The sequence below is a fragment of the Microbacterium sp. JAI119 genome, assembly GCF_013410135.1.
GTDB lineage: Bacteria > Actinomycetota > Actinomycetes > Actinomycetales > Microbacteriaceae > Microbacterium > Microbacterium oxydans.
Genome location: NZ_JACCCK010000002.1, coordinates 152,846 through 173,728 on the forward strand (window position 1 = coordinate 152,846; position 20,883 = coordinate 173,728).

The window sequence follows — 20,883 nt, forward strand, 5'->3', positions numbered from 1 at the left end:
TCCCGCGTCCTACTTCTTCGCGTCGGCGTCCTTCTGGACCTTCGCGAGCGAGGCGACCAGGTCATCCACCGGCGTCTGCAGCGCCACGGCGGTGCCGCCCGACGACTCGAGAAGGCCCTTCTGGACGGCCTCGTTCGTCTGGAAGATCTCGACGAGCTTGAGGTAGGTCTCGTTGTCGGCGTCCTCCGCACGAGCGGCGAAGATGTTCACGTACGGCAGCGCGCTGGGATCCTCGGGGTCGTCCTGGGCGATCGCGTCTTCGAACGTGAGGCCGGCGTCCTGCACGAAGTCGTTGTTGATGATCGCAGCGGCGACGTCGGGCAGCGAGGTCGGGATGAGCGCGGCCTCGAGCGCCTTGACCTCGACCTTGGACTTGTCGGTGTCGATGTCGGCGAGGTCGGAGTACGGCGTGCCGCCGCTCTTGAGCTCGACGAGGCCGGCCTGCTGCAGCACGTTCAGCGCACGCGCCTGGTTGGAGGCGTCATCGGGGACGGCGACGGTCTCGCCCTCGGGGATGCTGTCGACGTCGTCGTACTTCTTCGAGTACAGACCGAGCGGGTAGATCGCGGTCGAGCCGATCGGGGTGAGGTCGGAACCCGAGGCGTTGTTGTACTCGGCGAGGTACACGATGTGCTGGAACTGGTTGAGGTCGATCTCCCCCTCGGTGAGCGCGGGGTTCGGCTGCTCGTAGGAGCCGAAGTCGACCAGCTCGACCGTGATCCCCTCTTCGGCTGCGGCGTCGACGAAGGCCGGCCACTGCTCGTCGCCCTTGCCGACGACGCCGATCTTGACGACCTCGTTCTCGGAGGACCCCTCGCTGCCGGATCCGGCATCGGACGACCCCGTGGCGCACCCGGCGAGCGCGACGAAGAGCGGGACCGCGGCGAGCGCGGCCAGGATGGAAGTGGTGCGGCGTGACATGTGAAGGAGTTCCTCTCTTGGGGGACTCGAATACGTTAGGCAGGCCGCGCGGCGCACGCGGAATCGAGTGTCACACGGCGTCACAGCGAGGCGTGGTCAGGGCCGCGGCACCCTCAGGGCCAGCTTGCCCACGTAGTGCTCTCCGAGCGCCCGGTGCGCCGTCGCGATCTCATCGGCGTCGAAGACGCGGGACACATGCGGTGAGATGTGACTCGACTCGATGACCTCGTTGAGACGCTGCAGTGCGGCGCGGCTGCGATCGCCGTCGTAGAAGGACACCCGATCGACGAGCTGCGCTGACGGCGGCGGGTTCACGCCGTGCGCCCACGCGATGCGGCCGGTGGGTGCGACTGCGCTCAGTGCCTCCTCGGCCGCCGTTCCTCCCGCCGTGACCAGCGCCCCGTCGAGCCCGTCCGGTGCGAAGCGCGCGATGGCCGCCGGCACGTCGTCACTCCGACCGTCGACGACCGCGTCGGCTCCGAGTCTGCTCGCGAGCGCGACTCCGTCCTGTCCCGAGGCCACGGCGAGGACACGAAGCCCTCGATGCTTGGCGAGCTGCACCGCGAGATGGCCGATCCCTCCGCTCGCGCCGAAGATCATCACGGCATCACCGGGACTCGCATCGATGGTGTCGAGTCCGCTCGTGGCCGTGAGCGCGTCCCAGGCCAGCACTCCTGCCTGCTCGTCGGTCAGACGGGCGGGCACCGGAGCGACGTGTTCCTGGTCGACCACGGCGTACTCGGCGTAGAACCCGCCTCTCGGGACGGGGGTCGAGGCAGCGTACACCCGGTCGCCCGGGGCGAAGCGCGTCACCTCGGCCCCGACCGCCTCGACGGTCCCCGCCCCTTCCCACCCGAGGATGTAGGGGAAGGTCGACGGCACGCCGAATGCGCCGTCGTAGTGACCCTCGCGCTCCTCTCGGTCCCACGACCCTAGCCCTGCGACATGGATGCGGATGAGCACGTCGCTGTCCCCGACCGTGGGGACCGGAACCGAGTGTTCATGCAGTTCCGTCTCGTCACCGAATCGATCGAGGATGAGGGCTTTCATCGTCGTGGGCATGGGACTCCTCGTTCTCATCGGTGGTCCGGCTCTCGGACGCCCGGACGCTCAGTCGTAGTCCTCGATCCCCTGCAGGCGCACCTGCTCGAGGTCGAGGCGGGCGGAGATGCGACGCACCACGATGTCGTCGATGGTGCCGGCGCCGCGCAGTCCGAGCAGGACCTCGCGCTTGCGGTCGAGCAGGGCGAGCTTCAGGCGCGTGTGCTCCTCGTGTCGGACCAAGGGCGAACGCTGTGCCAGATCGACGTCGGCGGAGGTCGCGATGATCTGCAGTACGGTGCCGTCCGTGGCCTCTCCCTCCACGACCTGCGAGACGCCGCCTCCGGGCGCCGGGTCGCCACCTACGTCGGCGGTTCCCGCGCTGAGCGGGTCGGGCTCGCCGAGCATCTCGTCCAGCACGTCGGCCTCAGCGTCGACGAGGGCCTGCTCGCGGGCCAGCGACCGGGCGTTGGCGAACTCGAGCATCTGATACCCCTCCGATCGCACGCGATCCAGGACCTCCTGGCCCACACCGTGCTCGGCGGCCAGGTCGTCGAGGGCGGCGAGGGCGGCACCGGAGATCGCCCGCTCTGCGAGCTCGTACTCCTCGTCCTCGGCGTGGTCGACGGGGAACCGCGCCCATCGCACGATGGCGGGCAGCAGCGGACCCTGCACGAGCAGACTCAGCAGGATGACACCCGCCGTCACGAACACGATCTCGTCGCGACCGTTGATCGCGCCGCCCTGGGTGATGCTCGTCGGGACGGAGAGAGCGATGGCGAGGGAGACGGCACCGCGCATGCCGGCGACGGTGGAGACGGCCCTGGCCCGTGCTCTCGCGCCGGGCGCCGGACGCGGACCGCTCTGCCGCTGGAACACCACGTTCAGCAGCTGGAACACATAGCGCACCACCAGCAGCGTCGCCCAGACGGCGAGAGTGATGAGCACCAGGCGCCCGATCGCGGCGGCCGAGATCTCATGCGCGACGTACTGCACCTCGAGACCGATCAGCACGAACAGCGCGCCGTTGAGCAGGAAGACACCGAACGGCCACGCCGCATCCGCCTGGCGTCGCGACGAGGCGGTGGTCACCCGCGGAGAGACGTACGCGACGATGAGCCCCGCCACCACGACCGCCAGAACTCCAGAGGCGTGCACCATCTCGGCGGCGAGGAATGCGGTGAACGGGATCAGCAGCAGCGTGACGTTGATCACGATCGTCGACGAGGTGCGCCGCAGCAGGAGGTAGCCGAGAGCCGCGATGACCACGCCGGCGGCGATTCCACCGACGTAGGAGATCAGCACGTCGAGCGTCACCGACAGCGGGGTGATCTGGCCGCCGAGCGCGAGCGACACCGCGATCGCGTACAGCACCAGGGCCGTGCCGTCGTTGGTCAGGCTCTCGGCCTTGAGCTTCATGAACATGCGGCGCGGCAGCAGTCGACCGAGGGCGGCGACGGCGGTGGCATCCGGTGGGGCGACCGCAGCGCCCAGGATGAGGGCGATCTCCCAGGGCATCCCGAACAGCACACCGATGCCCGCGACCGCGAACGCCGAGGCGACCACCAGCACCGTGCTCATGGGCAGGATGTAGCGGAAGTCGCGGCGGATCGACCGCAGGGACGTGGTGAGGCTCTCCCAGAAGAGCATCACCGGGAGGAACAGCAGCAGCACCGTCTCCGGGGGCAGCTGCACTTCGCGAAGCTGCGGCACGAAGCCCAGCAGCAGTCCGAAGATGACGAGGACGAGGGGCAGCGCGAGACGCACGCGCGGGGCGATCAGGGTTCCGACGAGAATCGTGAGTCCGAGCAGGACTGTTACTTCGAGGCCTTCCATCCCTACCTCCCAACAGCGGTGAGAGAAGGATATTCCTCCGTCAGCCGATCTCCTCGGTGAGTTCGAACCAGCGCAGCTCGAGCTCTTCGATCTCGGCCTGCTGCTCGCTGATCTTCTTCATGCGATCGCCCAGCCCCGCATAGTCGGACTGGTCGTGATCGGCCAGCGCGGTCTTGGCGGCGTTCACCTGCTGGGTGAGCTTCTGGATGCGGCGCTCGAGCGCGGAGATCTCCTTCTGCGCCGCGCGCAGCGCCGCTCCGTCCAGGCCCTTCGTCGCCGCGGCTGAGGTTGCCGTCGCTGCCGCCGTCGCGGTCTGCTTCGAGCCCGCGGACGACTGCAGTTCGCGCAGGCGGAGGTACTCGTCGACCCCGCCGGGGAGGTGGCGCAGATGGCCGTCCAGGATCGCATACTGCTGATCGGTGACGCGCTCCAGGAAGTACCGGTCGTGGCTGACGACGAGGAGGGTGCCGGACCACGAGTCGAGGAGATCCTCGATCGCGGCGAGCATGTCGGTGTCGAGGTCGTTGGTCGGCTCGTCGAGGATCAGCACGTTCGGCTGGTCGAGGAGCACGAGGAGCAGTTGCAGACGGCGCTGCTGTCCACCGGAGAGGTCCTTGACCGGGGTGGAGAGCTGAGCGGAGTCGAACCCGAGGCGCTCGAGGAGCTGCCCCGGCGTGAGGTCCTGCGCCTTCGAGCCCGCGCCCATCGTGTAGGAGGTGCGCAGGCCGGAGATGATCACGCGCACCGGGTCGTTCCAGTGCTGGGTGAGCTCGTCGAGCCGCTGCGTGAGGGTCTGCACCTTCACGGTCGTGCCGCGCTTGACCCGACCGACGGTGGGTTCGACGGTGCCGGAGATGAGGCCGAGCAGGGTCGACTTCCCCGCGCCGTTCACGCCGAGGATGCCGGTGCGCTCACCCGGTGCGATGCGCCATTCGATGTCGCGCAGCACGACCTTCTCGCCGCCGTCCGCCGTCGGGTAGGTCACCCCGACGTCGAGCAGATCGACCACGTCCTTGCCGAGGCGTGAGACCGCGAGCGACTGCAGCGACACCTTGTCGCGGATCTCGGGAACGTCGGCGATGAGCTCGTTGGCCGCATCGATGCGGAACTTCGGCTTCGCGGTGCGGGCCGGGGCGCCACGACGGAGCCAGGCGAGCTCCTTCTTGGCGAGGTTCTGGCGCTTTGCCTCGGTGGCGGCCGCCATGCGGTCGCGTTCGACACGCTGCAGGATGTAGGCCGCGTAGCCGCCCTCGAAGGGCTCGACGATGCGGTCGTGCACCTCCCAGGTCTCGGTGCAGACCTCGTCGAGGAACCACCGGTCGTGGGTCACGACCATGAGGGCGCCCGAGTTCGACGACCAGCGCCTCTTGAGGTGCCGGGCGAGCCACGTGATCGCCTCGACGTCGAGGTGGTTGGTCGGCTCGTCCAGCGCGATGACATCCCAGTCACCGGTCAGGAGCCTGGCGAGCGATACCCGGCGACGCTGTCCACCGCTGAGAGAGCCGATCTCGGCGTCCCACGGCAGATCGGTGAGCAGCCCCTCGATGACATCCCGCACCCGCGCGTCGCCCGCCCACTCGTACTCCGGGGTGTCGCCGACGACCGCGGCGCTGATCGTGAGGTCGTCCGGAAGATTGTCGGCCTGATCGAGCACGCCGATGCGCGTTCCGCCACGCACCGTGACGCGTCCGGAGTTCGGCTCCTTGATGCCGGCCAGCATGCCGAGGAGGCTCGACTTTCCGTCTCCGTTGCGGCCGACGATGCCGATGCGATCGCCCTCCTCGATGCCGAGGGTCACGGAGTCGAAGACGACCCTTGTCGGATATTCGAGGTGGAGGGCTTCAGCCCCGAGAAGATGTGCCATGTTCCCTCCAGGGTAGCCGCGCCCGGTGACGCCAGGACGACCGCCGCCGTCGGACCGCGGCGGGTGGCCGGATCGTCGTTCGGCTCCGCCCGATCTAAAATCGACGGGTGCCAAGGAATCGCCGGGTGTTCTCGCTCATGCTCGACAACCGCAGGGCGAAGCTGATGGAGTCGAGAAGGCGCCCAGGGCACTACGAGCTCAGTGTCGACGGGATCGCGCAGTCGGTGGTCTCGATGACCGACCCGACCACACTCGAGTACGCGTACACGCAGCACATCGCGAGAGCGATCGATGCCGCGGCTGAGCCCGGTGCACCGCTGTTCACCGTGCACCTGGGAGCCGGAGCGCTCACGCTGGCACGCTATGTCGAGGCCACGCGCCCCGGATCCCCGCAGCTCGTGGTCGAGTTCGAACCCGCGCTCTATGCCGCGGTGATCGCCGCGCTGCCCCTCCCGCCCGGCGCTGATCTGCGCGTCGTCTTCGGGGACGCGCGGGCCGTCGCGGACGCGGAACTCCCCGACACAGATCACCCCGACACAGATCACCCCGACACAGATCACCTCGACGCGGATCACCCTGACACGGACCGATCGGCGGTGCCGGAATCCCCTTCCCCGGGGCTCGGCGCCCCGACGACGGGTGGCAGCGCCGTCGACACCGATTGGGTGGATGCACGCTTCACCGTCGTCGACCTGTGGGACGCCGCGGTCATCCGACACCGTGTGGCCAGCCAGGAGTTCTACCGTCGGGTCGCCGCCCGCTCCGCAGCAGGCGCCGTCGTGGCGGTGAACCTCCTCGACGGGCACCCGTTCGAGTATTCGCGGCGACAGGCGGCGACGCTGCGGTCGGTGTTCCAGAATGTCGCCGTCGTCCTGGACGCCGAGCCGGAAGATGACGAGGGGCCTCTCGGCAACGTCGTCGTGTTCGCGAGCGATGAGCCGCTGAGCGTCGTGATGGACCCCGATCTCCTCGGCGCACCGCGACCGCACATGCTGCACGACGCGTCCCTGACCGCATGGATCGACGGAGCCCGCATCATGACCGACGCGGACGGCACGGACTCCCCCGACCCCGACGACCCGATCTGGGACTAGGAGTCGACCCGATCCGGGACGAGGCGTCGAGCCGATCCGGGACTAGGCGTCGACCGGGGACCGGTCGGCCCGCGCATCGGGAGTGGGCGCTGAGACCGACCCGGCCGTGCGCAGGAAGACGATGATCCAGCTGAAGATCAGCACCGCGGCGATCAGCTCGACCGCGGTGAGGTTGTAGTAGCCGACCGCGAAGAAGGCGGCGAGCAGGATGATCACCAGAACGTAGATCCAGCCGAACGCCACGAACACGCGCGGGATGGTCGGCAGGAACCACGGCAGCCCGACGACGATGATCCCGAAGACGACCGTCATGCCCGTCGCGACCGTGTTGTGCAGGAGGAAGAACTCGTCGACGGGGAAGAGCCCGACGCACGCGAGGAAGATCCCCATCAGGATGAGCCCGCCGCGCACCATGAACCGGCCGCGACGCTCCTCTGGGGTCTCGGCCGGCAGGCCGGCTGTGGCGTACCGGGAGATGGTCGTGACCATGATCCCGGCGATGACCAGCGTCACGTTGAAGGCGACGGACGCGCTGTTGGTGCTCATCCCGAGCGCGGAGAGGTTGTCACGCCACCAGTGCACATCGCTCGAGGCGAGCATGCTGGCGAACGCTCCGACCACGAGGAACACGGCGAGCACCAGCGAGAGCACCATGGGGTTGAGAGCGACCGCGCTGAGGAAGCAGACGTATCCGGTCAGGGCGAAGGCCACGGCCACCAGGATCGCTCCGGGGAGCGGGAACACCGGGGCGTCCGTGAAGCTCCGTTCGAGGAGTTCGGCGATGCCGAGCCAGCCGAGGCAGGCGATCGCCGCGTGGGCGAACGCGATGGCGGTGAGGTCGTACCAGCGCAGCCGATCACCCGGCACGCTGAAGCCGTCGCGGACCGCCTGCGGGTCGGGCCGTTCCGGTCGCACCGCGAACCGGCCGAGCGTGAACGCGATCACCGCGGTGATGGCCCCGCCGCATGCGGCGAAGACGCCGATCGACCCGCTGCCGCTGATCGCCAGGTCGTGACCCCAGAACACCGGCAGGCCGATCGCGAACCCCGCGACGAAGAAGCCGGCACCGACGATGAGTGCCGTCGCCTCGAAGACCGCGGCGGACGTCTCCGGGCCGCGCACCTGTCTCAGCACCTGCACGACTCTGCTCGCCAGCGCGTTCATCCTCGTCCTTCCCGGTCCACATCATAGAAGGAGCGCAGATCCGGCGCGGCCGGTGGTACCATCACGGAACGGATCGTATACAACGTCGTCGTTCCACCACCCGAGGTGATCAGTCATGAACGGTGCACCCGCTGCCCCCGCCGAATCGGTATCGACTCTCGTCGCGCGCAACATCAGTGATTTCAGAGCCGCCGTCTCCGAGTCCTTCGTCCCGCTGCAGGTCTCCACGGCAGGGCCCGACCACTTCCGCGGCGTCATCCGTGGTGCGTCCGTCGACGAGGTCCACGTGACCGAAGTGCGCGCCACATCGCACATCGTCGAGCGCACCCCGGAGCTGATCGCCAGGAGCGACCGGTCCTACTTCAAGCTCAGCCTGATGCTCGCCGGCACCGGCCTGTTGATCCAGGACGATCGGGAGGCCGTGCTCCAGGCCGGGGATCTCGCGGTGTACGACACCGATCGGCCGTACTCGCTCGTCTTCGACGAGGGGTTCCGCACGATGGTCGTCATGTTCCCGAAGCACCTCCTGAGCCTTCCCCCCGACGTGGTCGGCCAGCTCACCGCCGTGCGCATCTCCGGGCAGGAGGGTCTGGGCGGCATGGTCGTGCCGTACCTCACCCAACTCGCCGGGAACCTCGACCAGCTCGCCGGTGCCACCGGGGCACGCCTCGCGCACAGCGCCCTCGACCTCGTCTCCACGGTCTTCACCCGCGAGCTCGGGCTCGACGGTGTCTCGGCGGATCCGCATCGCGCGCTCGTGCAGCGCATCCGCTCCCACATCGACCGGAACCTCGCGTCGACCGACCTCGGTCCCGCATCGATCGCCTCGGCACACTTCATCTCGACCCGTCACCTGCACGGCCTGTTCCAAGAGCAGGGTGTGACCGTGTCGACGTGGATCCGCACGCGCCGTCTCGAACAGTGCCGCCGCGATCTGCTCGACCCGATGCTCGCCGACCGACCCGTGGCCGCGATCGCCGCCCGCTGGGGCTTCGTCGACGCGGCGCACTTCAGTCGCGCATTCAAGTCGGCATTCGGGATCTCCCCCAGCGAGTACCGCGCCGCCCACTGAGCGCGACCCGAGGACTCACCGTGCGGGACCGGTGATCGGTGCGCGCGGAATCGCCGTCATGACCGCTTGCCCTGGACGGCACGCCGGTTGACTCTCGGCGCGCGATGGGCCTCGCGACCTTGAGCCCCTGAGGGCGTCGGACCGAGCATGAGGCAAGCGCATCGCGACGACGCGGTGCCCGGGGCGAAGAGGCCCTGCCGTGTGCGACGTCTGGACCCGCATGACCGACATCACGACCGACCCGGCACTGGATGAATGGCGAACCTACGATGAGTTCGCCGCCGGGATCGACACCTTCCGCCTGCCGAGCACGCTGCTCGCCGAAACCTCCTTGACGCTGACCCTCGACGACGGCGGCACGCTCTCGCTGCGCTTCGACGAGGAGACCGTCACCTGGGAGGGCTTCGGGGTCGGCGGCACGGACCCGTATGACGCCGTCCGTGTGCGCGAGGACGTCGTGTTCATCAACATCCCGTTCGAGAGCCGGGAGCGCGAGGCCCTGACGGTCGTGGTCTCCTCCTCCACGCATCGGGCGACCGTCATCCGCTCCCGCATCGCCGCCGAGGCCGTCGAGGGCACTCCGCAGGTCGGACAGGATTTCTGGGCGGCCACGACGGATGCGGGACCGGCCACCGGCGAGGTCCCCGGCCCCAGCCGCGACCTGATCGGCAAGCGCAACATCTACCGTTACAGCCCGTACCACCTGTACGAGCACGTGTACGTGTCGAGCCAGCGGTACGCGTGGCAGTGCCTCGAGGGCGTGCAGCGCGGTCACGGCGACATGGACCTGTCGACCGTCTGGAAGTTCGCCGACGGCCTGTACCTGTTCTGCTTCCGCGAGTTCCGCATCGCCGTCGCGAGCGTCTGGCTGCACGACCTCGGCTACCAGCTGATGACGACCGGGATCTTCCTCGGGCTGAACGGCGATGGCGACTCCGAGCACTCCAGGGCCGGCGGGCACATCTACCCGCTCGGCTCGGTCGCCTATCCCGACGCGCAGCCCGTCTGATCGACAGCGAGAACAGGAGACACCATGGGCAATGCCGACATCATCCGCGAACACTACGCGGCGAGCGACCGCGGCGACCTCGACGGGATGCTCGCGCCGTTCGCACCCGATGTGCAGTGGACCGAGGCCGCCGGCTTCCCCTACGCGGGAACCTACATCGGCCCCGACGCGGTGGCCGCCAACGTGTTCCAGCGCATCCAGGAGGACTGGGACGACTACACCGTGGCCATCGACGAGGTCCTCGACGCCGGCGATGCGGTCGTGGGCATCGGCACCTACTCCGGCACCTATCGGCGCACCGGCCGCTTCTTCGCCGCACGGGTGGCCCATGTGTGGCGCCTGGCGGACGGCAAGGTCGTGGCCTTCGAGCAGTTCACCGACACCGAGCTCGTGTCCCGCGCACTGCGCGACTGAGCGACGCCACCCCATCACTGCACGACACGAACGGCACGCACAGCACGATCCGAACACGAGAGGCAGGAACCACATGAACAAGCGCGCATCAGGCGCCGCGGCACTCATCGCCGTGGCAGCCCTCGCCCTGGCCGGCTGCGCCGGAGGAGACGGCGGATCCGGTGGGGGCGACGGAGCCCCGATCGTGGTCGGGTCCATCAACACCATCAGCGGGCCGGCCACCTTCCCCGAGGCCTCCCAGGCGGCGGCCGCGGTCTTCGACGCCTTCAACGACGCCGGAGGACTGGACGGCCGCAAGATCGACTACAAGACCCTCGATGACAAGGGCGACCCCGCCACGGCGACCGCCTCGGCCAGGGAACTGGTCGGCAGCGACGGCGCCGTCGCGCTGGTCGGCTCCGCGAGCCTGATCGAGTGCGAGATCAACGCCAAGTACTACGAGCAGGAGAGCATCCTGTCGATGCCGGGAATCGGCGTCGACACCGGCTGCTTCGACAGCGAGAACATCTCGCCGGCGAACGTCGGCCCGTTCAACGACATGACCCTCACGCTGCAGTACGGATCCGAGGTGCTCGGGCTCGACGACATCTGCATCCTGCTGGAGATCGCCGGCTCCACCCGGCCGACCTACCAGGCCGCCATCGACAAGTGGTCGGAGATCACCGGCAAGGAGCCGAAGTACGTCGACGACACCGTCCCGTACGGCGCATCCGACTACACCCCGTACATCGTCAAGGCGCGCGAGGCCGGCTGCAAGGCCCTCGCGATCAACCCCGTCGAGCCGGACGCGATCGGTCAGGTCAAGGCCGCGAACGCCCAGGGCTGGGACGACGTCACCTGGCTGTACCTGACGAGCGTCTACAGCGAGAACTTCGCCGAGGCCGTGGACGATGCGGGAGCCGGCATCTACGTTCCCGCCGAGTTCTACCCGTTCACGGACGACAGCGAGATCAACGCCGACTGGCGCACCCTGATGGAGGACAACGACATCCCGCTGACGTCGTTCAGTCAGGGCGGCTACCTCGCGGCGACCTACTTCATCGAGGTGCTCAAGGGCATCGACGGCGACATCACCCGTGAGAGCGTCTCCGAGGCGCTGAAGAACATGGAGCCGATCGAGAACCCGATGGTCGGCACGCCCTACGCGTTCGGCACGCAGAACACCGCGGGCTGGCCGATCATCCTCAAGTCCGGCACCCACGCCTGGGAGCAGGTCGCCGACGACTGGCTCCGCATCGGCGAGTAGTCCACCAGACCGCCTGCCGCCGGGCGCATTACCGGCGGCAGGCACCTTCCCCCTCCCCCTCGGAACAGAAAGGACGCCCATGCTGCAAGGTGCCATCGCGGGGCTCGCCGCCGGCGGTCTCTACGCGGTTCTCGGCGTATGCCTGACGCTCATGTCCCGGCTCGTGCGGGTCGTGAACTTCGCCCAGGCCGCGACCGGCATGTTCGGCGGCTTCACAGCCGTGTGGTTCGTGCGCGAACTGGGGCTGCCCATCTGGGTCGGTTCCGTGCTCGGGGTGCTCGTGGCAGGGCTGCTGGCCGCGGCGATCGGCTTCATCGCTGCGACGTGGCTGTCCGAAGCGTCGACCACGACCCGCTCGGCGATGACCGTCGGCCCGCTGCTGCTGCTGATCTCGATGTCGTTCATCCTGTTCGGCAACAAACCGCAGCCGTTCGCGCCGATCATCGCCGGGCCCGCTTTCACGATCGGCGGCGTCGTCGTCAGCCAGGTCACGGTCGCAACCGTCGCGATGGCGATCGTGACGGCCATCGCCGTGCGCATCGTCCTGCGTCGCACCAGAGTCGGAACGCAGCTGCGCGCCCTCTCCGAGCGCCCCACGACGGCCGAGCTGCTCGGCATCCGCTCGCGGCCGCTCTCCATCGCGGTGTGGTTCGTCACGGGTGTGATCAGCGCGATCGCGATCATCATCGTGGCGCCGTCGCAGTCCAACGACGCGACGAGCCTGTCGATGCTCATCGTGCCCGCCGCCGCGGCCGCGCTCCTCGGCGGCTTCCGCCGTCTCGACCTCGCCGTCGCCGGCGGACTCATCCTCGGCGTGCTCGGCGGACTCGTCGCCCAGATCGGCGAGGTCGCGCTGGTGCGCAACTTCCTCCCGTTCCTGTTCATCGTCGTCCTGCTGCTCTGGACGCAGCGCAAGGAGGTGTGGGATGCCGCTCGTTGACCGCCCCTGGTTCCGGGTCACCTGGCCGTTCGCCGTCGCCCTCGTCGGCATCGGGGTCGGTGCGATCCTCAGCTCGGCCCTGCCCGGGTACTTCGTCTTCCTCGCCATCAGCGCGGTCACCGCCGCCATCGCCATCCTCGGCCTCGGCATCGTGACCGGCTCCGCAGGGATGATCGCCCTGTGCCAGCTCACGTTCGCAGCCGTCGGCGCCTGGATCGTGTCGCTGCTCAACGTTGTGCAGGCGCCGGGAGGATTCCTCCTATGGCTGATCCTCGGCGGTGTCGCGGCGGGGCTCGTCGGCATCCTGGTCGGCCTTCCCGCCCTGCGGCTGCGGGGGGTGAACCTGGCGGTCGTGACCCTCGGCTTCGCCGCAGCGGCCGACGTCACGCTGGTGCAGATCCAGTTCCCCGGCTCGGCGGACGGCACGGCCATCGAACGACCGGAGATGTTCTCGAACGACCGCGAATTCTTCTTCCTGTCCATCGTCGTGCTCGCGGTCTGCGCTCTCGGAGTGTTCTTCCTGCAGCGGGGCCGCTGGGGGTCGAGCTGGAAGGCCGTGGCATTCTCCGAACGGGGAACCGCCGCCTCGGGGCAGAGCGTGCAGGCGGCCAAGCTGACCGCCTTCGCCGTCTCCGCGGCCCTCGGCGGCATCTCGGGTGGGCTGCTGGCCGGTCAGGTGCAGCTGCCGTTCGCGTCGAGCTTCACTCCGCTGCAGTCCCTCGCGCTCTACGTGCTGGCGATCATGTCCGGCGCCCACCTGATCGACATGGCGATCTTCGGCGGGCTGCTCTGGGTGCTCGTTCCCGAGCTGCTCAAGCGCTGGGGTGTGCCGCAGGACTGGGCTTTCGTCGTCTTCGGCGTGCTGGGCGTGCAGGCTCTCACCAGCGGGACCAACCTCGGCCAGGGCATCCGCAACCTGCTCTACCGCCGCGCGGACCGGCGAACCGCGAACGCGCAGCTCACCGCCCTGCCGGCCGATGCCGGAGCCGATGCCTCGGCCGTCACGACGACGACAACGGCCACGGTCGACGATGCGGACCTGCGTGGTGCGCCCGTGCTCACCGTGGAGGGTCTCACCGTGCAGTTCGGCGCACTCAAGGCACTGGACGATGTGTCGTTCCAGGTGCCGGCCGCATCGATCATGGGACTGATCGGGCCCAACGGCGCAGGGAAGTCGACCTTCGTCGACGCGATCAGCGGCTTCCTGCCGAAGCACGGAGGACGTGTGCTGCTCGGCGACCGCGACCTGGCCGGCTTCTCCCCCACCCGTCGCGCGAGATTGGGGCTGCGGCGCACGTTCCAGCAGGATCGGGTCCCGCCCGAGCTCACGGTCGGCGCCTACGTGCGGTTCGTAGCCAGACGCCGGCTCGCGAAGGCCGACATCGACGAGGTGCTGGAGTTCTTCGGCTGCCCTCCCTCCCGCGCGCGCCTGTCGAGCGTCGACGTCGGCACCCGGAGGCTCGTGGAGGTCGCCGCGAACGTCGCCGCCCGACCCCGTCTGCTGATCCTCGACGAACCCGCTGCCGGCCTGTCGCACGAGGAGCACCTGGCGCTCGCGGCACGTCTGCGAGACCTGCCGGCGCGCTACGGCGTCGCGCTGATCATCATCGAGCACGACCTCGACCTCGTGCGCTCCGTGTGCCCCACTCTGACCGTGCTCGACTTCGGTCGGGTGCTGGCGAGCGGGCCGCAGGCCGAGGTGCTCGCGAACCCCGACGTGGTGAAGGCCTACATGGGAGAGACGGAGCTGCTGACATGAGCGAACTCGTGCTGGACGCCGTGACGGTGAGTCGCGGAGCCGGACCCGTCATCTCCGACGTCTCGCTGCGGGTCGCCGGCGGCGAGGTGCTGGCCCTGGTCGGCCCCAACGGTGCGGGGAAGACGAGTCTGATCGAATCCGTCTCCGGTGTGACCCCTCACTCCGCGGGGACGATCACCCTGGACGGCGAACCCATCGACCGGCTCTCCCGCGTCACCAGGGCGCGCCGCGGCATCGTCCACATCGAGCAGGGCCGTGCCGTCTTCCCGTCGCTGACCGTGCGGGAGAACCTCTCGCTCACAGCGCGCACCCTTTCGGAGTTCGACGCCGTCCTGGCGCAGTTCCCCGAACTCGAGAAACGCATCGACGCCCCCACCGCCCTGCTGTCGGGTGGGGAGCAGCAGATGGTCGTGCTGGCCAGGGCATTCGCCGCGAAACCCCGCATCCTGCTGATCGACGAGATGTCGCTCGGCCTCGCACCCGTCGTCTTCCTGAGGCTGATGCCGATCGTGCAGTCCATCGCCGAGTCCGGGGTCGGGGTGCTGCTGGTCGAGCAATTCACCCAGCTCGCTCTCGGGTTGGCCGAGGAAGCGGTGGTCGTCGCCGGCGGGCGCGTCTCGTTCCAGGGCACGGCGCAGGCGCTGCAGGAGGACCCCGCGTTGCTGCACCGGGCCTACCTCGGCGGCTGAGCACGTGTCGGGGGTCGAGCGACCGTCGGCGATCACCGGGACGTGGGGATTAGCCTGAGAGGATGACCCAGACCATCCACGCCCGCGCTGCCCTCCTCGACATGGACGGCACCCTCGTCGACTCGACCGCCGTGGTGGAGCGGCTGTGGCTGGCCTGGGCGGAGCCGCACGGGATCGCCCCCGAGACGGTGCTGAGTGTGGTGCACGGACGTCAGGGTCACCAGAGCATGGCGATCATGCTGCCCGAGCGCGATCACGCGATCAACCTCCGCGAGAACGAGGTCATGCTCGCGAACGAGGCGTCCGACGTGGAAGGCGTCATCATGATCCCCGGCGCCGACGGTCTGCTCGATGCTCTGCAGCCCTTCGCCCACGCGATCGTGACCTCCGCCAACGTCGCCTTGATGACCGCGCGGATGCGTCAGGCCGAGCTGACCGTGCCCGCCCTCGCCGTGACGGCCGAGAACGTGTCCGCGTCGAAGCCCGACCCTGAGGGCTTCCTCCTCGCTGCGCGCACGCTGGGCGTCGACCCCGCGGACTGCCTCGTGTTCGAGGACTCCGGCGCCGGGATCCAGGCCGCCCACGCCGCGGGCATGCGAGTGATCGGAGTCGGCCCGCACGCCGCCGCCCATGCCCCGACCGCGCACGTGGACGACCTCACGCAGGTGTCGATCGCCGCCGTCGACGACGGCTTCGAGCTCCGGATCGGCTGAGCGGTCCGGAGCTCACACCCGGTCGCCTAGGCGGCGGAGCGGTGCGCCACCGGTCGCCGTCGCAGCGCGGGCTCGAGCACAGCGGGCGGGTTGTACTGCTGATCGAGGCGTCCGACATCGGTGCCGGGCGGGACGATCGCGTCGATCCGGTCGAGCACCTCGTCCGTGAGCGCGATGTCCACTCCCGCAAGCAGGTCGTCCAGCTGCTCCATCGACCGCGGGCCGATCAGCGCGCTCGTGACATCGGGATGCGCGATCGCGAACGCCATCGCGAGGTGGGTCATCCGGATGCCGGTCTCCTCGGAGAGCGCGACGATCTGCTCCACGGCGTCGATCCGCCGCTCGTCCTGGTTGTGCCGGAACATGGTCGCGCGAGCGAGATCGGTCTGCTGTCCCCTCCGGAACCGTCCGGTCAGCATGCCGCCGGCGAGAGGACTCCAGACGAGGGCGCCCATGCCGTAGCGCTGCGCGACGGGCAGCACTTCCCGTTCGATGCCACGGTTCAGGATCGAGTAGGTCGGCTGCTCGGTGCGGAAGCGCTCGAGGCCCCGACGCTCGGAGGTCCACTGCGCCTCGACCTGCATCGAGGCGGGGAAGTCCGAGCTGCCGATCGCTCGCACCTTGCCGCTGCGGACCAGATCGGTCAGCGCGGAGAGCGTCTCCTCGAGGTCGACGGTGTCGTCAGGACGGTGCGCCTGGTACAGGTCGATGTAGTCGGTCCCCAGCCGACGGAGCGAGTCCTCGACGGCGCGCATGATCCATCGGCGGGAGTTGCCGCGCCTGTTCGGGTCGGTGCCCATCGGTCCGTTGAACTTCGTGGCCAGGACCACGTCGTCGCGACGGCCGGCGAGCGCCTTGCCGATGAGCTCTTCGGAGCCGCCCTGCGAGTATCGGTCGGCCGTGTCGATGATGTTGATGCCCGCATCGATGGCTCGATGCACGATGCGGATGGAGTCCCGCTCGTCGCCGTTCCCGATGCTGCCGTCCGTGCCGAGCATCATGGCCCCGAGGGCGAACGGGCTCACCTGGATCCCGGTCCTGCCGAGGGTGCGGTAGTGCATGTCGTGTTCCTTCCATCGATGGCGCTCTGCTGTCCGGTGCCCTATCGTTGACCGAAGTGGAACGCCTTTCCGGAAGCATACGGAACAGTGTTCCGTTTATGCAACCCCCCGGAGGATCCATGCGCGCCGACGCCCGCCGCAATGCCGACGCACTGACCGATGCCGCGCGCGAGGTCTTCGCCACGGAGGGGGTCGACGCGCCCGCGAGGCTGATCGCCGAGCGCGCAGGCGTCGGAGTGGGCACCCTGTACCGCCGCTTCCCGCAGCGGTCGGACCTCGTGGTCGCCGTCTTCCGGCATGCCGTCGATGCCACCGCGGCGGCCGCGGACGAGCTCGCCGCCGCGCACTCCCCGGATGACGCGCTCGCCCTGTGGCTGCAGCGCTTCACGCAGTTCGTCGCCACGAAGCGCGGGCTCGCTGCCGCGCTGCACTCCGGAGATCCCGCCTTCGAGGCACTGCCGTCGTACTTCACCGCCGAACTCGGCGGAGCGCTCGAACGTCTTCTCGACGCCGCAGCCGAGGCGGGGACGATCCGCCGCGACCTCGACGCGACGCAACTCCTGTATGCCGCAGCGAACCTCTGCCACTCCGCGGGGTCGGAGGAGCAGAGTCAGGTCCTGGTCGGGCTGCTCGTGGACGGTCTCCGCTACCGCGCAACGGCCGGGACCCGCCCCTGACGCACCCTCGGTCGGTCACATCCCGGCGTGGTCGAAGGCGATGGTCGGCACGTCGACGACGTGCGAACCGCCGTCCGCGACGATCACGGCACCGGTGATGTAAGACGACTCCCCTGACCCGAGGAAGCGCACAACCGAGGCGATCTCGGAGGGGCGCGCCGGGCGACGCAGCGGCACGTCGGCCGTGACGGTCGCATACGCCTCCTCACGGGAACCGAGCCCCGCGTGCGAGGCGAACTCGTCCATCTCGTCGTCGGCCATGGGCGTCTGCACCCAGCCGGGGCAGATCGCGTTCACCCGCACGCCGTGCCGGCCGTAGTCACGTGCCAACGTGCGGGTCAGACCGATCAGCGCATGCTTGCCCACCGTGTACCCGGCCACCGACGGGCCGGCGAACAGACCGGCGAGCGAGGAGACGATCACGATCTGCCCCTTCGCCTCGATCAGCGCAGGAAGGGCCTCGCGCGCCATCGTGAACGCCGTCGTGAGGTTCGCGCGGATCGCCGCCTCCCAGCTCGCATCGTCGGTGTCGCCGACCGGGGAGAACCCGTGGCCGCCGGCATTCGCGACGAGCACATCGATGCGACCGAAGCGCGCCAGCACCTCGGCGACAGCGGCCTGGGCCGACGCGGTGTCCGCGGCATCCGCGATGACGGGCACCGCACCCACCGCCCGCTCCACCTCGTGCAGCGGCTCCGCTCGCCGACCCACCACCACGACGTGGGCCCCCTCTGCCGCGTAGCGCTCGGCGATGGCCGCGCCGATGCCCGTGCCGCCTCCGGTGATGACGACGACGCGCCCTGAGACGCTCGATCCGACCGTGATTCCCATGTCTTCTCCTGTGTGGTGTTCGCTCGATGCGCGTGCGCGCGGTGGTCTGGTCCGATGCGTCCGTATCAGGCGGGGAATCCCGAGCGGGCGGTGTAGCCGAAGTCGCTGATCAGCGTGGTGCCGTTCACCGCCGCGGCGTGAGGCGACAGCAGGTAGGCCACGTGGGCGGCCACCTCGTCCGCGGTCTGCACGGGGAACCCGGGATCGTCCAGAGCGGCCTCACCCAGATCGCCGCGACTCATCGGTGTGTCGACGATCGACGGGGCGATCGAGTTCACGCGGATCCCGGTGCCGAGGAGATCGACGGACAGCGCGCGGCCGAACTGGACGACCGCGGCCTTCGACGCGCAGTAGGGGACCATCCCTGGTGACGCGACGAGGGCCGAGTCGCTCGCGAGGAGGACGATGGATCCCCGATCCGCGATCCGCAGCGCGGGGAGCGCGTGCTTGAGCACCAGGAAGGGCCCTGTCACGTTGACGGCGAGCACGGTGTTCCACGCAGCGAGGTCGGTGTCCTCGATCGACGAGCCGACCGGGCCGGAGATGCCTGCGCAGCACACCACGTGATCCACCCCACCGAGACCGTCGACCGCCCTGAGCACGCCGGCGCGCACCTGCTCTTCATCCGTCACGTCGGCGAGGACGAGAACCGCCTCCGCCGCTTCCGGAACAGCGTCCCGCACGAGCGCAGCGGTGCCCTCCAGAGCGGCGCTGTCGCGGTCGAGCAACGCCACCCGCATCCCCTCCTGCGCGAGCGCGCGGGCCGTGGCGCGCCCGATGCCGCTCCCGGCACCCGTGATCAGGGCCGTCCTGTCGTGCAGCTGCAGATCCATCTGTCCCTCGCAGGCCGTCCCTGCACCGGTGGTGCGGGAGAGGACGGCGGTGTCATCACGGTCATCCTGCTCCCCTGTTCCCGGCCGTTCGAAGGTTCGGGAGGAGGCTGTGCACGCTGGCACCATCGTCTTTCCCTCAGGGTCAAGCGCGTCGTCGACAGCACGAGCAGACTCGCTCTATCGACGATTCCCCTCGTCGTCGATGCCGTGTCCGCACGGCCGTCACCCAGCAAAGGAGCCGACGTGGCAGACCCGACATCCGCGTCCACGACGCATACGCACACCTCTCTCCGACCCGGAGCCCTCGGCGTCGCCGGGATCGTCTTCCTCGTCCTCGCCGCCGTCGCCCCGCTCACGGGCATCGTGGTGGTGGCCTCGCTCGCCATCGCGCTGGGCAACGGCGGTGGCACGCCCATGTCGTTCTTCCTGGTCGCGGCGATCCTGCTGCTGTTCGCGATCGGCTACGCCCAGATGTCGAAGCAGCTCGTGAACGCCGGAGGCTTCTACGCGTTCGTGGTGAAGGGCCTCGGTCGCACCGGTGGCCTCATCGCGGGTCTGATCGCCACCCTCGGCTACAACTTCTTCGTCGTCGGAACGATCGGCACCAGCGGCTTCTTCATGCAGACGATCATCCGCGACCTCACCGGCCTCGACGTGCACTGGCTCGTCTGGGGTCTGCTGTCCATCGTCGTCTGCTTCGTGCTGGCCCGGGTGGGTGTCGACTTCAGCTCGAAGATCCTGGGGGTCTGCCTCGTGCTCGAGGTGCTGATGCTCGTGGTGTTCGACATCTCCGTGCTCGTGCAGACGGGCTACGACGTGGCGGCGTTCAGCCCCGAGGCCGTGTTCTCCGGGTCGCTGCCCATCGGCCTGCTGCTGGCGGCGACCGGCTTCCTCGGCTTCGAGGCGACGGCGCTGTTCAGCGAGGAGGCCAAGCAGCCGCTGCGCACCATCCCGCGGGCGACCTACACCTCGATCATCGCGATCGGCGTGATCCTCGGTGTCACCACCTGGGCCGTCGTGAGCGCGACCGGTGTGGCGCAGGCCCAGGCCACCGCGCTCGAGCACCTGCCAACGGGCGACCTCATCTTCTCGCTGTCGCAGCAGTACCTGGGCGGCCCGCTCACGACCGTGATGATGATCCTGCTCCTGGTGAGCCTGTTCGCCGCCATGCTCGCCTTCCACAACTCGGCGACGCGCTACCTGTACTCGCTGGGGCGGGCCAGGATCCTCCCGCAGGCCCTCGCCCGCACGCGTGCCAACGGCGCGCCGCAGCTGGCCGGGATCGTGCAGGCCGGCTTCGCCGCGGTCGTCGCGGTGATCTTCGCCATCGCGGGAGCGGACCCGATCGTCACGCTCGTCCCCGCCATGCTCGGCTTCGGCACCCTGAGCGTGCTGATCCTGCAGGGACTCGCCGCGATCTCGATCGTCGTCTACTTCCGCCGCCGCCAGGACCCGCGCTGGTGGAGCACGTTCATCGCCCCCGGCATCGGCTTCCTCGGCATCGCGGCCATCTCCGTCCTCGCCGTCGTGAACTTCAACATCGTCGCCGGGTCGGAGGAGCTCGCCATCCGGCTGATGCCGCTGCTGCTGGTGGTCGCCCTGATCGGCGGCATCGGCTACGGGGCCTACCTGAAGCGCGCCAGACCGGCCGTCTACGAAGGCCTCGCCACCGACCTGGAGCAGTTCAGCGACCGCTGACTCCCCCAGACCATCCATCGA

Annotated in this window: 19 protein-coding genes; 11 read left to right on the forward strand and 8 right to left on the reverse strand. The window is 69.2% G+C overall.

All coding sequences use genetic code 11. The annotated features are described in order from the left end of the window. Positions 1 to 9: 9 nt before the first annotated feature. The 4 genes from HDC31_RS11580 to HDC31_RS11595 form a co-directional block, all read right to left on the reverse strand. Positions 10 to 921 carry a MetQ/NlpA family ABC transporter substrate-binding protein gene (locus tag HDC31_RS11580; protein ID WP_046748902.1) on the reverse strand — a complete coding sequence of 304 codons (912 nt, stop codon included), beginning with the start codon at positions 919 to 921 and terminating at the stop codon, positions 10 to 12. A 96-nt stretch (positions 922 to 1,017) separates the two neighbouring features. Beyond that, entirely contained in the window at positions 1,018 to 1,983 is a 966-nt protein-coding gene (locus tag HDC31_RS11585) for an NADP-dependent oxidoreductase (RefSeq protein WP_179516123.1), read from the reverse strand. A 48-nt stretch (positions 1,984 to 2,031) separates the two neighbouring features. Beyond that, positions 2,032 to 3,798, reverse strand: a complete 1,767-nt coding sequence (locus HDC31_RS11590) for a Na+/H+ antiporter (protein ID WP_061017218.1) — start codon at positions 3,796 to 3,798, stop codon at positions 2,032 to 2,034. A gap of 40 nt (positions 3,799 to 3,838) precedes the next feature. After that, the gene (locus HDC31_RS11595) at positions 3,839 to 5,662 is read right to left on the reverse strand and encodes an ABC-F family ATP-binding cassette domain-containing protein (RefSeq protein ID WP_061017216.1); all 1,824 of its coding nucleotides are present in this window, start codon (positions 5,660 to 5,662) and stop codon (positions 3,839 to 3,841) included. 107 nt (positions 5,663 to 5,769) lie between these two features. Here HDC31_RS11595 and HDC31_RS11600 point away from each other — a divergent pair, with 107 nt between their 5' ends. Beyond that, positions 5,770 to 6,756 (forward strand): spermidine synthase, encoded by a 987-nt coding sequence (locus HDC31_RS11600; protein WP_179516124.1) that lies wholly within the window; start codon positions 5,770 to 5,772, stop codon positions 6,754 to 6,756. A 42-nt stretch (positions 6,757 to 6,798) separates the two neighbouring features. On the opposite strand, the gene HDC31_RS11605 is transcribed toward HDC31_RS11600, so the two are convergent. Next, positions 6,799 to 7,920 carry a DUF998 domain-containing protein gene (locus HDC31_RS11605; RefSeq protein ID WP_113681151.1) on the reverse strand — a complete coding sequence of 374 codons (1,122 nt, stop codon included), beginning with the start codon at positions 7,918 to 7,920 and terminating at the stop codon, positions 6,799 to 6,801. A gap of 115 nt (positions 7,921 to 8,035) precedes the next feature. Between HDC31_RS11605 and HDC31_RS11610 the strand changes: the two genes are divergently transcribed. The 8 genes from HDC31_RS11610 (at position 8,036) to HDC31_RS11645 (ending at position 15,762) form a co-directional block, all read left to right on the forward strand. Then, entirely contained in the window at positions 8,036 to 8,992 is a 957-nt protein-coding gene (locus HDC31_RS11610; RefSeq protein WP_046748897.1) for a helix-turn-helix domain-containing protein, read from the forward strand. A gap of 220 nt (positions 8,993 to 9,212) precedes the next feature. Further along, positions 9,213 to 10,001 carry a MoaF C-terminal domain-containing protein gene (locus HDC31_RS11615; RefSeq protein ID WP_179516125.1) on the forward strand — a complete coding sequence of 263 codons (789 nt, stop codon included), beginning with the start codon at positions 9,213 to 9,215 and terminating at the stop codon, positions 9,999 to 10,001. A gap of 24 nt (positions 10,002 to 10,025) precedes the next feature. Next, positions 10,026 to 10,415 (forward strand): nuclear transport factor 2 family protein, encoded by a 390-nt coding sequence (locus tag HDC31_RS11620; protein WP_058632455.1) that lies wholly within the window; start codon positions 10,026 to 10,028, stop codon positions 10,413 to 10,415. 73 nt (positions 10,416 to 10,488) lie between these two features. Beyond that, positions 10,489 to 11,661 carry an ABC transporter substrate-binding protein gene (locus HDC31_RS11625; RefSeq protein ID WP_046748894.1) on the forward strand — a complete coding sequence of 391 codons (1,173 nt, stop codon included), beginning with the start codon at positions 10,489 to 10,491 and terminating at the stop codon, positions 11,659 to 11,661. A 79-nt stretch (positions 11,662 to 11,740) separates the two neighbouring features. Next, a complete protein-coding gene (locus HDC31_RS11630; protein ID WP_058632456.1) occupies positions 11,741 to 12,601 on the forward strand; it encodes a branched-chain amino acid ABC transporter permease in 861 nt (286 codons plus the stop codon). Next, entirely contained in the window at positions 12,588 to 14,360 is a 1,773-nt protein-coding gene (locus tag HDC31_RS11635) for an ATP-binding cassette domain-containing protein (protein WP_179516126.1), read from the forward strand. The genes HDC31_RS11630 and HDC31_RS11635 overlap by 14 nt, the downstream gene beginning before the upstream one ends. Next, positions 14,357 to 15,049, forward strand: coding sequence for an ABC transporter ATP-binding protein (locus HDC31_RS11640; protein WP_113681150.1), 693 nt, complete (start codon positions 14,357 to 14,359; stop codon positions 15,047 to 15,049). Before HDC31_RS11635 ends, HDC31_RS11640 begins: the two co-directional genes overlap by 4 nt. A 62-nt stretch (positions 15,050 to 15,111) precedes the next feature. Continuing rightward, positions 15,112 to 15,762 carry an HAD-IA family hydrolase gene (locus tag HDC31_RS11645; protein WP_113681149.1) on the forward strand — a complete coding sequence of 217 codons (651 nt, stop codon included), beginning with the start codon at positions 15,112 to 15,114 and terminating at the stop codon, positions 15,760 to 15,762. Between the two features lie 26 nt (positions 15,763 to 15,788). Here the strand turns inward: HDC31_RS11645 and HDC31_RS11650 are convergent, their stop codons facing one another. After that, positions 15,789 to 16,823 (reverse strand): aldo/keto reductase, encoded by a 1,035-nt coding sequence (locus HDC31_RS11650; RefSeq protein ID WP_113681148.1) that lies wholly within the window; start codon positions 16,821 to 16,823, stop codon positions 15,789 to 15,791. Between the two features lie 119 nt (positions 16,824 to 16,942). Here HDC31_RS11650 and HDC31_RS11655 point away from each other — a divergent pair, with 119 nt between their 5' ends. Then, complete coding sequence (locus tag HDC31_RS11655; protein ID WP_179516127.1) at positions 16,943 to 17,500, forward strand: TetR/AcrR family transcriptional regulator; 558 nt, start codon at positions 16,943 to 16,945, stop codon at positions 17,498 to 17,500. A gap of 15 nt (positions 17,501 to 17,515) precedes the next feature. Here HDC31_RS11655 and HDC31_RS11660 read toward each other — a convergent pair whose 3' ends face one another. Further along, positions 17,516 to 18,331 (reverse strand): SDR family NAD(P)-dependent oxidoreductase, encoded by an 816-nt coding sequence (locus HDC31_RS11660; protein WP_045262180.1) that lies wholly within the window; start codon positions 18,329 to 18,331, stop codon positions 17,516 to 17,518. 65 nt (positions 18,332 to 18,396) lie between these two features. Then, positions 18,397 to 19,290 carry an SDR family NAD(P)-dependent oxidoreductase gene (locus tag HDC31_RS11665; protein WP_227751371.1) on the reverse strand — a complete coding sequence of 298 codons (894 nt, stop codon included), beginning with the start codon at positions 19,288 to 19,290 and terminating at the stop codon, positions 18,397 to 18,399. A 117-nt stretch (positions 19,291 to 19,407) separates the two neighbouring features. Between HDC31_RS11665 and HDC31_RS11670 the strand changes: the two genes are divergently transcribed. Next, a complete protein-coding gene (locus HDC31_RS11670) occupies positions 19,408 to 20,862 on the forward strand; it encodes an APC family permease (protein ID WP_046748886.1) in 1,455 nt (484 codons plus the stop codon). Positions 20,863 to 20,883: the final 21 nt, after the last annotated feature.